The following is a 12324-nucleotide window of genomic DNA, read 5'->3' on the forward strand; positions in this document are numbered from 1 at the left end:
AGGGGGTGACAGCGCCAGGTCGTCATGCCTGGTCGAAGCCGCGCTGAACTTCCAGGTCGCTGACGTGCTGCTCGTGGAAGCGAAGCTCGGCGTCGGCGGCCAGCGCGTAGTGGGCGATGACCTTCTCGCCGAACAGCTCGACGGCCAGGGCGCTGTGTTCGAACGCGTCAACGGCTTCACCGAGCGACAGCGGCACGCACGGGGCGGCGGTCTGCCGGTAGGCGTCACCGGACACCGGCGCCGGCGGCGCCAGGTGCTCCTCGATCCCCCAGCGGGCGGCTGCCGCGGCCGCGGCCACCAGCAGGTAGGGGTTGGCGTCCGCGCCGGGCAGCCGCACCTCCAGGTGAAGGCCCGGGCCGTGCCCGACCACCCGCACCGCACACGTGCGGTTGTCGCGGCCCCAGGCGAACCTCGTCGGCGCGAACGAGTACGGCCGGTAGCGCTTGTAGGAGTTGACGTACGGCGCGAGGAGAGGCATCAGATCCGGGAACGCGCCGAGCAGGCCGGCCACCACGTGCTGACCGAGCGGCGACAGCTCCTCGGGGCGGTCCGGGTGGGCGAGCACCGGCCGGTCCTCCCGCCACAGCGACAGGTGCAGATGGAGCCCGGCACCTGTCGAGTCGTCGGGCGCAGCCATGAACGTCGCGGCCATGTGCTGCCGGGCGGCGAGCGCGCGAGCGGCCTCCTTGAACAGCACGTGCTGCTCGCACGCCGCCGTCGCATCCCCGTACGGGAAGGTGACCTCCAGCTGGCCAGGGGCGCCTTCGGCCTTGACGGCCTCCACCGGCAGCCCGGCGCCTTCCAGCGCGGAGGTCAGACGCGCGAGGTACTGGGCCACCTTCTCCGGCAGGTCGAAGGCGTAGTCCCGCCCCGGGCCGGTCACTGGCAGCAGGGTGCGCACCCTCGCACCCTGCTGCGCCGCCTGGTCCTCGTCCGAGGCGTGGTAGACGACGAACTCGCTCTCCAATCCGACCCTGATCTCCAGGCCCTGGCCGGCCAGCGCCGCGAGCTGCTCGCGCAGCACCGTGCCCGGCGCGACCGGCAGGCGCTGCCCGGTGGCATCCAGTGGATCGGCGAGCACCAGCGCGGTGTGCGGCACCCATGGCACTACCCGCGCCGTGCGGGCGTCAGGGGCCAGACGCACATCCGGGTAGCCGTCGCGCCACCAGCTCTCGGCCGCCACCATGCCCAGGTCAGTGGCCAGCAGGTACCCGCAGCCTTCCATGTGCATCGTGTCGTCCAGCAGCCGCTCCACGACGCCCGCCGTCGGGAAGGTCTTGCCGCGCAGCCGGCCCTGCAGGTCGATGGTCGCGATCCGTACCTGCCGGACCTCGTCGATCCGCACCGCCTCACGGAACTGGGTCGGCGTCAGCAGGCCGCGAAACTGGGCACCCGTGCCCAGCGTGGGCATCGGTGCGGTGGTCATCATACGACCTCGGCTTCAAGCTCGGCCATCGCCCGGTCGGCGACCGGGATGCTGTAGCGCGGGCCAGCCACCCGGTAGCTGACCTCCGCGCCGACCAGAACCACCACCAAGGCGATGCCGGCGTAGTTGAAGGAGTCGACGGTCACCGGGGATACCTGCGGCAGGCAGAACAGCAGCGTCACGCAGGCGACCCACACCACGGCCACGACACCGATCGGCTTGCTCCAGCGGCCCAGGCTCCACGGACCGGGCCGAAAGCGCCGCCCCGCACGCAGACGCAGGAACACCGGGATCGCGATCGCCGGCGTGATCCCGACGACGTTGATCGAGGTGACCGCCGCGTAGGCGGACGGCGAGTACAGCACCGGCAGGGTGAGCACCAGAGCCACGCCTACCGAGAGCCAGACCGCGGCCACCGGCGTCGCGGTCCTCGGCGAGACCTTGCGCCACCAGGCGGAACCCGGCAGCGCCCCGTCGCGCGAGAAGGCGAACGCCATCCTGCTGGCAGCGGCGACCTCGGCGGCGCCGCAGAACAGCTGGGCGCCGATCACGATCAGCAGCAGGAGCTTGGCGCCGGTCGAGCCGACCGCGTCCAGGAAGATCTGCGCGGGCGGCACCCCGGTCTCGGTGCCGACGGTCCCGGCGTAGTCCTGGATGGCGAAGGTCAGGCCGGCCAGCAGGACCAGGCCCGCGATCCAGGACACCCAGATCGAGCGGACGATCCCGCGGGGAGCTGCCACCGACGCCCCGGTGGTCTCCTCCGACAGGTGCGCGCTCGCGTCGTAGCCGGAGAACGTGTACTGCGCCATCAGAAGACCGACGGCCGCGACGTACATCGAGCTGTGCCAGCCGGTGCCGTTGGCGAAGTGGGTGAAGACGAAGGCGGCGGACTGGTGGTGGGCCGGTACCAGGGCCAGGACGGCCACGATCACCGCCACCCCCGCCAGGTGCCAGATGACCGAGACGCCGTTCAGGACGCTGACTAGCCGCACCCCGCGCAGGTTCACCAGTGCGTGCACCAGCAAGATCAGCGCGAAAATGACGAACAGCTTCCCGGGCGTCGGGGTGAACGAGAACTGCATCTGGAGCAGGGCGCCTGTGAACTGGGCCGCACCGTAGTCGATTCCGGCGATCGCACCGAGCAACCCGAGGAGGTTGAGCCAGCCGGTGTACCAGCCCCACTTGGGCCCGCCGAGCGTGTGTGCCTGGTAGTAGAGGGCGCCCGATGTCGGGTAGGCCGAGGTGACTTCGGCGAATGCCAGGCCCAGGAGCAGCACCATGAAGCCGACCCCGACCCAGCCCCACAGCATCACCGCCGGGCCGCCGGTGGTCAGGCCGAAGCCGTAGAGCGTCATGCAGCCGGACAGGATCGAGATCACCGAGAAGGACACCGCGAAGTTCCCGAAGGCGCCCATGCGGCGCACCAGGACCGGGGTGTACCCGAGGGACTGCAGATGGGAGTCGTCATCGCCGGCGCCGGGCGGAGCAGCGCGGTGTGTGCGGGACACAATTCCTCCAACGAGGTTTCAGGAAAAGGGAATCGGGCGGTGCGGTACTTCGGGCGCTTGGGGTTCAGGTGCGGGAGACGGCCCTGGCGGCCTGGCCGCGGGCGTCCAGGAGAAGGGCGTGACCACCTCTGGGGTTCGCCACGCTCTCCCAGGGCTGCCGGGAGCCCAGCGGCCCCAGGACCTCGAACACCCGGGCTGCCTGTGGCTTCTTGTTGCCGGCCCACAGCGCGTGGGCGAGGTGGCTCAGGTCCGGCACCGACCGTGCCTCGCTCGCCCGGCCGAGGAACCAGTGCTCCCACACCGACTCGGTGTCCCGGATGCCCGCCTCCTGCATCCACGGATTGACCAGAGCCTCCCGTCTCGGGGCGGTGCGGTACCGCTCCACGCGCAGGTAGAGCGGCAGGAGCCGCAGGGGCGAGCCCGCCGGGGCGTGGCCCAGCAGCCAGTGGACGAAGTCCTGTCCGTACCCGCGACCGCCGCAGTGCAGCCACCAGCGCAGCATCCGGTGATGGCCCTCACGGCTGTACGGGTCGCGTCGCTGGAGCTGCGCGAGTAACCACCACGGGCCGGCGGGCAGTAGCGCATCCGGAGGGTCGCCGCCGTGCTCCTTGAGCAACTGGCCCGGGTCGAGGACGGCCAGCTCCAGCATCGCCACCCACGGAACCGGATCGGCCGGGGCGATCCGTGCCGCCTGCCAGCACGCCTCACGGGCTGTGCCGTGCATCGCGCCGGCCTCGGGGCGGCCCGCTTGTGCTGCGGCTAGCGCCCGCAGCACCGCCACCCGCGCCCGCAGCACCACTAGGTCGGTGTTGTCCGGGTCCTCGCGCGCCCAGTGCTCCAGCACGTCCGATCGTGCCGCCGCGCTGGCCAGCACCTGGCTGCGCGCGGTCCGCAGCGGCCAGTCGGTACCGGTGCGGGCCAGCAGCTCGCGGGTGAACATCCACCGCCCCGCCTGAAGGTCTGTCACCGCGCCACGTAACTCGGCGTCCAGGCCGGCCGGGTGGAAGATCACCTCATCGTCCATTCGCACCGCCATCACGCCACCCCGCCCGCACCCGCAGCCGGCACGCTGAGCCGGGCGATCGCCCCATACCGCGACACGGCGGCGTCGCCCAGCTCGGCGAGCGCTCGCTCATCCAGGTACCACTGGTTGACTGCCACCAGGCCGGGGGCCGCGAGTAGCATGCGGTCCATGAAGGCCGCAATCTGCTCCAGTGACCGGGGGTAGATCTTGATTCCGTGGGAGCGGTAGATCTCGGTGATCGTCTGCCAGGACGACGGCGCGAAGTCCGCTGTGGCGTGGAGGAGCACCAGCCACGAGCCGCGCGGAAGTCCCTTCATCAGCTCGGCGACCAGAAGTCGCGGGTCCTCCTCGTCCGAGATGAACTCCAACGCGGACTCGAGCACCAGCGCCACCGGCTGCCCGGCCGCCAGCAGCGAGCGCACCGCACCGGAGTCCAGGAGCTGCTGCGGATCGCGAAGGTGTCCACGGACCACCGCCAGACGGCCTGGCAGCTGGCAGGTCAGCTTGGCCCGCAGGTGGCTCAGCACGATCGGGTCGTGATCCACGTACACCACCCGCCCTCGCGGGTCCTCCGCCTGGACCACCTCGTGCAGATGAGGCAGAGACGGCAGCCCGGCTCCCAGGACCAGCACCTCCCGAATATGCTCTTCCCGCACCAGGCGGCACAACGCGCGTTCCACGAACCGCCGACGAGCCCGCACACTCTCCGCGAACCCGGGTACCGCGGCGCTCAGTTGCTCCGCCGCGGTGCGGTCACCGCGAAGGCCGTCCTTCCCACCGAGCAGCTGGTGGTCGATCCGGCCCGGCAGCGCCCGGTCCAGCGGGGCGCCGGGCTCCCAGTCGTGCAGGTAGGCCGGCGCCAGAACGGCGGTGTGAGCAGCATCGGTGGTGACCAGCCGCCGTCTGGCCTGAGGTGGTGACTGCGGTTCCTGGAGGGTGGCCATGGTGTCCTCGGCGATATCTGGGGGCTGCGGGGTTACTGATTGGTGCACCCGCACGCCGCGAAGGGGGTAACGCGGCGTGCGGGTGGTAGAGGGTGGGCCGCGCCGGTGGGACGACGAGCGCGGCCCGTTCTTCCCTGCTGTGGCGCCGAGTTGGTGGGACGCAACCGCAGCAGCGAAGAGCTTGGGGCCGTCCAACGACATCGGGTCAATGCTGTCGGCCGGACGATGGACGGGGTCACTACGGAGAGGGACGATTGGGGGACGTCCCGGGACGTTCGGCTTCGCAATTGGCTGGCCCGGCATGGCAGCCGACCGCGGCCGTCCGGCTCGTCGGCCACCTACTGTCCTGTTTCCTGCCGTATCGCCACCACTTCGCGCGCCGATCATCTGCTGAACTGTCAAGGCCGTCGGGTATCACTGCCATGTCATTTGGCTGATAACGGCTACACAGAACCGATGTGAGGCTGTATCAGTGAAGAGATGGACTGGCTCTCTTCTCTGAACAAGCCATCGGATCCCAGGGCGTCGCACGAATGGAAGGTGTCACTGAATGACAGCCACCAGGACGCTGCTGTGGGTTCTCGCAGAGCAACGCCACTGGAGCTACTCGGACTTCGACCGGGCGTTCTCGGCTGCGGCCAAGCAACTGGGGAGGCGGCTGGCGGACTCGAAGTTCGACAGCCTCACGGTCTCGGAGCCGACCTATCGCCGGTGGACGGGTGGCCGGGTCGAGAAGCCGAGCGGCCACTCGGCTCAGGTGTTGGAGCACATGTTCCAGGTCCCGGTGGCCGATCTGCTAGCTCCGGCGGCCGACGGCAGCCTCACCTCACCACCCGTGTACGACCTCGAAAGCGATCTCACGATGACGTCACGCGACGCCTCCGACCACGCCTTCTCCCTTGCCTCCCAATCACTGCCTGGTATGTCGCTGGACCAGCTCCGTGACGACCTCGTCACCCTGGCGCGAACGTACGACCAGAAGCCTCCCTTCGACGCGTTCCGCGATCTCAAGGTGCTGCGGGAAAGCGCAGCGAGCATGCTGGACCGAACCCAGATCCCCACCCAGCGCCAGGAGCTGCTGATCATCGCCGGCCAGGTATCGGCGCTGTTGGCGATGTCCGCCTTCGACCTCGGCTCCCTGGGGGCTGCGACGCGGCTCGCTCGCTCGGCGGCAACGTACGGCGAAGCCGCCCGCTACGGGCCGCTCAGGGCATTCGCCGACGGGACGCTGGCTATCCTCGCCTACTGGGACGGCCGCCCTGCCGAGGCCCTGCAACACGTCAGGCAGGCGCAGTTGCACCCAGGGCTCGGGGCAGCGGCCCGGGCACGGCTCTTCGCGATCGAGGCGCGAGCCTACGGTCATCTCGGGGACTCCGCCCGCGCGGCCCGAGCGATTCGCGCAAGCTTCGACGACTGCAACGACGACAGGGATGACCTCCACGACGGCATCGGCGGCGAGTTCCACCACGACGCCGCCCGTCTCGCTCGATCGCACGGAACCACGTGCCTTCTCCTGCGCGACGGCGTCGGCGCCGAGGAGCACACCGCTCGTGTGCTGGATCTGCAGGCCGCGCTCCCGCCGGGAAGACGGACTCCCCGGATCGAGGCCGAGGCCCGAACGGACCGCGCAGCGGCTCTGCTCATCGCCGGCGACCTGGAGGGCGCGCGGGAGATGATCATGCCGATCGCGCAGCTGCCGCCGGATCGCCGGATCGCCGGATTGGTCGAACGCGTTCACCAAGTCCGAAATCTGCTCACCACCGAGCCCCTTCGTACCGCCACCGCTGCCGTCGCGCTCGGAGAGGACCTGGAGGAGTACGTCAGGGCATCCGTGCCCAAGCAGGTCGGCCCGGGTGCGAACCGTCTCACGCTCGGGGGCTGATGTCGGGCTGGAGGGCGCTCGTCCGGTAGAGCCGAGCGGGCGCCCTCACCTCACGGTCGAGGCGAAATGGCCGACAGGATCGCCGCCTCCTTCACAGGGTCGATGCCGTGGGCAGCGGCCCGCGGGTGCGGCACCGGAAGGTGCCCCGATTGAAGCCAGGCCCAGGTGTCGGTGACCGTCTCGGCCAAGGGCCGGCAGACCAACCCGGCCTCGTAGGCGCTCCCCGAGTCAATCAGCCACACCCCTTCGTGGGTGCGCCACAGCGGGAGTTCTGTCCACTGCTCCACGCCGTGGTCCAGTAGGACTTCATCGCCAACCCATTCGAGCTGCCCGCTGCTCGCAGTGACGTCGAGGCATGTCTGCAGGAGCTGGCCCATGGTGTCCCGGCCGATCGGGCCGGTCGCGTTGTGCACTCCGCCTCCGGGGCGATTCGCGAGGTCGAGGGCGAACTCGGCCACGTCGCGAACGTCGACCGGTTGGATGCCCTTGGTCGGCTTGCCGGGCGCCAGGATCCGGCCACCGCGTTCAGCTCGGTTCAGCCACCAGGGAAGTCGGCCGACGTACTCGCCCGGCCCGAGAATGACCCCGGGCCTCACGATCCAGCTTCGGTGCTCGCCGAAGGCGGCGAGCACCGCGCGCTCGGCTCCGGCCTTCTGCCGGCCGTAGTGGAGGTTCGGGCCCAGCCACCCCGGGGGGTTGCGGCCGTAGTCCTCGTCAGCGTCCGGTGGCCCGTCCAGGAGCTCGTCCCCGACGCTCAGAGGGTGGTCCGGCCAGCCGGCGTACACCGACGCCGTCGAGATGTAGGCATACCGCTCAGCCACAGGCTCCAACGTCTGCGCGCCGGCCAGCACGGTGCGGGGCGGCTGTTCGCCCGCTGATGTGTCGATGACCGCGTCCCAGGGCCCATGGGACGCCAACCGAGCCAGGTCTCCTGGATCGGTTCGATCACCGTGGATTGCCTCCACGCCAGGAAGATCCCGGCCTGACCGGCCGCGGTTGAACGTTGTGACTGCCCAGCCGCGGTCGAGGGCGCCCCGTACGACCGCTCTGCCGAGGAACCACGTCCCGCCAATGATCAGAATCTTCATGGCCCAGATCTTGCCGAATCCGGCAGCGGTGTCGCTACTCATGACGGACATTCAGGGCGGGAATCACTGCAGGTGCCCCAGGCGCGGGGGCGCAAACGAGGGCCGGTGACACTGCGCCGATACGTAGATGATCGGGCGACCGAGAACGTGAGTGGTCGCTGATCTGGCGGCGATATCTCGTCACCCGAGATCCTAAGGGACCGAACGAGTGGTGACGCTGAGAGATCACTCGGTCGCTCTCGAAGGTCAGAATCGTTCGCCTTCTGAGACCGGATCGTCCCGGGACGTCTCCGGGACGTCCCAAGACGAGGTCGTGCCGTCCCGGCAGCGAGCGCCAGCATCAACGGACCGTCAGGTGACGGTTACTGATCAGAATCTCCATCAGGGCCCAGCGCCAGCCGGACCTGTTCTGAACCGAGCTGGCCGCCGGCAGCTGGACGCGCGCTCACTCAAGACTTCCCGCTGGAACCCCGGCGGGAGTACCCGATGTGGAAGGAGCACAACAGTGCCCGAGAATCCGCCGACCCCGGCCAGGCGCGGCCTTCTGGTCGCCGTAGAAGTGCTGGCCAGCGTCCACGACCGGCACGACGGCGACCGATCCGACCCCGGGACGGGCAGTTCGGGTGACGGCCCCTGGCCCGACGGCGATGGCCTGAATAACCCCGCCTAACAGGCTGGCGCTCTGGGGCGGAGGACCCGGCAGACCCAACTCGCTGGGCTCCTCCGCCCACTCTCGCACTACTAACCCGAAGGAGAGGGACCGTGAAGCACCGTCTGGTGAGTGCAGTTGAGGAAGCTCTGGGGTGGGAGGGCCCCGGGCTGCTCGGGAAGCAGTTTGCTCGGGGCGGCCTCGGCGACATCGAACTGGTGGGGCGGATGCTGACCCCCCAGGGGCTTCTCGACATGGTGATGCGCCGCAGCCTGGCGAACCCTCAGTTCCGCTGCTTCCGCGGCGGCGAGGAGCTGCACCCCAAGACCTACCTCAGTCCGCAGATCTCGCTCAGGGGCCAGAGCATTCCGATGGCGGACATGCGGCGGCTGGGCAGCCTCCTGCGCGAGGGCGCGACGATCGTCCTGGACCAGGCGAACGTCTTCGACCCGACGATGGAGGTGGCGTGTCGAGCCATGCAGTGGTGGTCCCGGGAGAACGTCCAGGTCAATATCTACCTAACCACCAACGACGCCGCAGGCTTCGACCTGCACTGGGATGACCACGATGTCCTGATCATCCAATTGGCCGGCGAGAAGGACTGGGAGGTGCGCGGAGCCTCACGCCAAGTTCCGCTGTACCGCGACGCCGACCGGAACAACACGCCCAGCGATGAGGTCGTCTGGGCCGGCACGATGAAGACCGGCGACGTCATGCACATTCCGCGCGGCTACTGGCACCAGGCGTCCCGTGTCGGCCGCGGCCAAGGCCAGAGCATGCACATGACGCTCGGCTTCGCGAAGAGGACCGGAGTGAACTGGCTTTCCTGGATGGCTGATTGGTCCCGCGAGTCCGAACTCTTCCGTCGTGACCTCGACCGGTGGGGCACCCTCGAAGAACGAGAGGGCCAGCAGCGGGAACTTGCCGCTGCTGCCGCCCGCATCGTCGCCTCGCGGAGTCCAGAAGACTACCTGGCTGCCCGCGAACGGGAGGCCATCGCACCCCGGCACGTGCCGCTCCTGGAGGTCTTCGGGCCGTTGGAAGCCGCGGTGTGCATCACCGACTTCCCGCCCGCGATCGAGGAGAACGGCAAGACGGTCGACGTTCGCGCGGCCGGGAAGAAGCTGACCTTCGCCGCCAAGGCCCTGCCTGCTCTGCGCGTGCTTCTCAGTGGGCAGCCCGTGAGGCTGGACGAGGCAGCACGCCTCGTGGGCAACGAAGTTGAGGACGTGGCGAAGATCCTTACGGAGGAAGAACTGTGCGCGAGCCTCACCCCCGAGTTGTTCTCGGGCTACACCGGTCTCGTTACGAACGCCAGCTGCTGACGAGCGCCCTGGAACTGGGCATCACAGCGATCGATACGAGCTTCAACTACCGCGATTTCGGGGCGCACAGGAGGCTAACGGAGATCGGCGGCGACCTCCTCCCGCACCTCACGTTGTCGACCAAGGTCGGATTCTTCCCGGGGACCGGCAGAGCAGAGCACTCTCTCGACCCCGGCCGACTACGGCTCGCCCTGGAGCAGACGAATCGGGACCTTCGGCGAGTTCCGGACCTCGTCTTCCTGCACAACCCGGAACGCTCACTACGGGAAGCCCCGGACGGCCGAGACATGCTGGCCCAGGCATGTGCCACCCTCGATGACGCCACGGCTCAGGGGTTGTGCAGATCTTGGGGCATCTCGTCCTGGGATCCGTCCTCGCTTCCCAATCTGATCGACCCGACGGCCCCGAAGCCGTCTGTCCTCATGGTCCGTGCTGGCCTGCTGGTCGGGATCAGGACGCTGGATACCGCCGACGACCTCGCCACCCGGTGGGGCTTGCCGGCCGATTCGATGTGGGGCATGAGCCCCTTTGGGGGCGACGCCACAGACCCCGTCTGGGAGAAGCTCGATCCTCGTGTCTTCCTCCGGAACCCTCGGAGTTCACTGTCCCGTCCGCAGGCAGCGTTCCGGGCCGCCTACCACCTCCCCCGCGTCGGCAGTGTGGCCGTCGGCTCGGACGATTCCGATCATCTTCGGGAGCTGCTCGCCGCCCTGGACTGCCCGGTGGATGACCAGGTGGTGTCCGAGTATCGGGACCTCCTGCTCGGCCGGGCGAGCCGTCAACCGGCTTGAAGTTCCTCCACGATTCGGGCGGCCTCGCGCCGAGCCGGCTCTACCCGAGGATCCTCCGGATGGGCGTCAGGTCCGATGATCTTCGAGCAGACGAACAGCGTCATCAGCTTGCCGTCCCGACTCTCCAGCTCGTGGCGACGCTCTCGGCGTACACGGTCGGCCAGTGCCGGGACAGCGAGCGAACTGGCCCACAGAGAGGCCGAGTCCAGCCCTCGCGGTGCGTTCCCCCAGTCCTCCCAGTCGAACAAGCAGAAACGCGGGCCGGTGACGTTCGCCCAGTTCAGGTCCGCATGGGCAGGCACCCACTGCGTGACGGCGGTCTCGATTGCCCCGGGGAAGGCGGCGAGGATGGCCTCGGTGACGACGGCCTGGGTGATGGTCACGGTGTCCGGGGTGGCAACGCGCGTCGTGCGCTGCCCAGCCAGCGCATCCAGCGAGGAGTTCAGTGCTTGCCACCAGGAATCAGGAAGCTCAGGGTCGGCGGCAACTACGCTGCTGCCGACCGGTTTTCCCGGTAGGAGGCTGGTCTCGTCGGCCCGCCACACCGCCGCGTGGGACTCATCCCACCAGGCCATTCCCGCGCACCAGATGGGCTTGGCGATTCCCGTCAACGCCTGCGCACATTCGGTGCCGTTCCAGCCCTGGCCGTCGATCCTGTCGAGTCGGCGCCGTTCGATCCGGACCCACGTGTCGCGATGCGTCCGCGCCCCGACAGAGCGACGCTTCCGCACCACCGTTCCCCGCTCCAGGCGCGCCTGAAGAGCCTGCTCAACACGGTCAAGAACTTCGTCAACCGGCTCAACCCGCAAGTCGACAGAGGCGGAGGACATCGGGAGCGTCATGCGAGCGACCGTAGCACTGGAGCCGGAGGTGACGCCGTCCGCGAAGGGGCCGTCCGCTGCAGCATCGAAGACCCGCCTGGAGGGCGAGCTGGAGACCGATCTCCTCCCGTGGGGCAAGGAGATCCGGTTCAGTCTCCACTCCGCTGCCGAGGGCGAAGGCACCTCTGAGGAGTCGTTGGTGATGGCCATGACAGCCAGCTGATCAGTCTGTCGAACAATGGTCCGAGTGTCATGGTGTGGGCCAGCAGAACGAGAGTTGACGGTCACTCAGAGGTTCTAGACTTGCGGGCTCCCCGGCCCCGCCTCACCCGCCGGTCCCAGGGGCTGGAGCCGCGGTCACGTGAGCTCCAGACGGTGATGCCCAACCATGTGGAGGTTGTTCCGATGCCAGAGAAGGTCACCAAGGAGAAGGTGCTCGTCTACGTCGTGCGCGACGGGCGGCTGCTGGTGTTCCGGCACACCGATTACAGCTACGAGGAGGTCGGCATCCAGGTCCCGGCCGGCAGTATCCGCCCCGGGGAGGCCCCGGAGGCCGCCGCGCTGCGAGAGGCCCGGGAGGAGACCGGCCTGAACGACTTCAAGATCGTGCGCAAGCTCGGCGAGACCGAGTACGACATCAGCCCGTACCGCTTCGAGATCCAGCACCGGCACGTCTTCCACCTGGAGCTCACCGAGCCCACCCCGGAGCGGTGGATGAGCCAGGAGGACCACGACGGCGAGCAGGAGCCCACCCGCTTCGAGTGCTTCTGGATTCCGCTGGAGGCCGCGCACATCCTCCAGTCCGGCCAGGGCGCCCTGCTGGGACGCCTGTCCGACTAACAGCCTGTTCACGGCAGCAAGGAAGG

Annotated in this window: 11 protein-coding genes; 5 read left to right on the forward strand and 6 right to left on the reverse strand. The window is 68.9% G+C overall.

Annotated features, from left to right (window positions below; all coding sequences use genetic code 11):
* Positions 1 to 22: 22 nt before the first annotated feature.
* The 4 genes from OG455_RS37630 to OG455_RS37645 all read right to left on the reverse strand — a co-directional run bounded on the left by OG455_RS37630 (position 23) and on the right by OG455_RS37645 (position 4902).
* Positions 23 to 1426, reverse strand: a complete 1404-nt coding sequence (locus OG455_RS37630; protein ID WP_266301260.1) for a glutamine synthetase family protein — start codon at positions 1424 to 1426, stop codon at positions 23 to 25.
* Positions 1426 to 2934, reverse strand: coding sequence for an amino acid permease (locus tag OG455_RS37635; RefSeq protein ID WP_266301261.1), 1509 nt, complete (start codon positions 2932 to 2934; stop codon positions 1426 to 1428). Before OG455_RS37635 ends, OG455_RS37630 begins: the two co-directional genes overlap by 1 nt.
* Before the next feature lie 64 nt (positions 2935 to 2998).
* On the reverse strand, positions 2999 to 3958 hold the full coding sequence (locus tag OG455_RS37640) for a hypothetical protein (RefSeq protein ID WP_266301262.1): 960 nt from the start codon (positions 3956 to 3958) through the stop codon (positions 2999 to 3001).
* An 11-nt stretch (positions 3959 to 3969) separates the two neighbouring features.
* Complete coding sequence (locus tag OG455_RS37645; protein WP_266301263.1) at positions 3970 to 4902, reverse strand: SAM-dependent methyltransferase; 933 nt, start codon at positions 4900 to 4902, stop codon at positions 3970 to 3972.
* A gap of 550 nt (positions 4903 to 5452) precedes the next feature.
* Between OG455_RS37645 and OG455_RS37650 the strand changes: the two genes are divergently transcribed.
* Entirely contained in the window at positions 5453 to 6784 is a 1332-nt protein-coding gene (locus tag OG455_RS37650) for a DNA-binding protein (RefSeq protein ID WP_266301264.1), read from the forward strand.
* Between the two features lie 50 nt (positions 6785 to 6834).
* On the opposite strand, the gene OG455_RS37655 is transcribed toward OG455_RS37650, so the two are convergent.
* On the reverse strand, positions 6835 to 7914 hold the full coding sequence (locus OG455_RS37655; protein WP_266301265.1) for an NAD-dependent epimerase/dehydratase family protein: 1080 nt from the start codon (positions 7912 to 7914) through the stop codon (positions 6835 to 6837).
* A gap of 720 nt (positions 7915 to 8634) precedes the next feature.
* Between OG455_RS37655 and OG455_RS37660 the strand changes: the two genes are divergently transcribed.
* Positions 8635 to 9846, forward strand: coding sequence for a cupin domain-containing protein (locus tag OG455_RS37660; protein WP_266301266.1), 1212 nt, complete (start codon positions 8635 to 8637; stop codon positions 9844 to 9846).
* A complete protein-coding gene (locus OG455_RS37665) occupies positions 9780 to 10637 on the forward strand; it encodes an aldo/keto reductase (protein ID WP_266301267.1) in 858 nt (285 codons plus the stop codon). Before OG455_RS37660 ends, OG455_RS37665 begins: the two co-directional genes overlap by 67 nt.
* Here the strand turns inward: OG455_RS37665 and OG455_RS37670 are convergent.
* Complete coding sequence (locus OG455_RS37670; protein WP_266301268.1) at positions 10625 to 11479, reverse strand: hypothetical protein; 855 nt, start codon at positions 11477 to 11479, stop codon at positions 10625 to 10627. The genes OG455_RS37665 and OG455_RS37670 overlap by 13 nt on opposite strands.
* On the opposite strand from OG455_RS37670, the gene OG455_RS37675 reads away from it, so the two are divergent.
* Positions 11478 to 11681: a hypothetical protein gene (locus tag OG455_RS37675; protein ID WP_266301269.1), complete on the forward strand. Its 204-nt coding sequence runs from the start codon at positions 11478 to 11480 to the stop codon at positions 11679 to 11681. The genes OG455_RS37670 and OG455_RS37675 overlap by 2 nt on opposite strands.
* Before the next feature lie 182 nt (positions 11682 to 11863).
* Positions 11864 to 12298, forward strand: a complete 435-nt coding sequence (locus tag OG455_RS37680; RefSeq protein ID WP_266301270.1) for an NUDIX domain-containing protein — start codon at positions 11864 to 11866, stop codon at positions 12296 to 12298.
* Positions 12299 to 12324: the final 26 nt, after the last annotated feature.

The organism is Kitasatospora sp. NBC_01287 (assembly GCF_026340565.1).
GTDB lineage: Bacteria > Actinomycetota > Actinomycetes > Streptomycetales > Streptomycetaceae > Kitasatospora.

Bases quoted from the DNA above. Each gene is read 5' to 3' on its own strand.
- OG455_RS37630 (WP_266301260.1), bottom strand. From the start codon at position 1,426: ATGACCACCGCACCGATGCCCACGCTGGGCACGGGTGCCCAGTTTCGC.
- OG455_RS37640 (WP_266301262.1), bottom strand. From the start codon at position 3,958: ATGGACGATGAGGTGATCTTCCACCCGGCCGGCCTGGACGCCGAGTTA.
- OG455_RS37645 (WP_266301263.1), bottom strand. From the start codon at position 4,902: ATGGCCACCCTCCAGGAACCGCAGTCACCACCTCAGGCCAGACGGCGG.
- OG455_RS37650 (WP_266301264.1), top strand. From the start codon at position 5,453: ATGACAGCCACCAGGACGCTGCTGTGGGTTCTCGCAGAGCAACGCCAC.
- OG455_RS37655 (WP_266301265.1), bottom strand. From the start codon at position 7,914: ATGAGTAGCGACACCGCTGCCGGATTCGGCAAGATCTGGGCCATGAAG.
- OG455_RS37675 (WP_266301269.1), top strand. From the start codon at position 11,478: ATGCGAGCGACCGTAGCACTGGAGCCGGAGGTGACGCCGTCCGCGAAG.
- OG455_RS37670 (WP_266301268.1), bottom strand. From the start codon at position 11,479: ATGACGCTCCCGATGTCCTCCGCCTCTGTCGACTTGCGGGTTGAGCCG.
- OG455_RS37680 (WP_266301270.1), top strand. From the start codon at position 11,864: ATGCCAGAGAAGGTCACCAAGGAGAAGGTGCTCGTCTACGTCGTGCGC.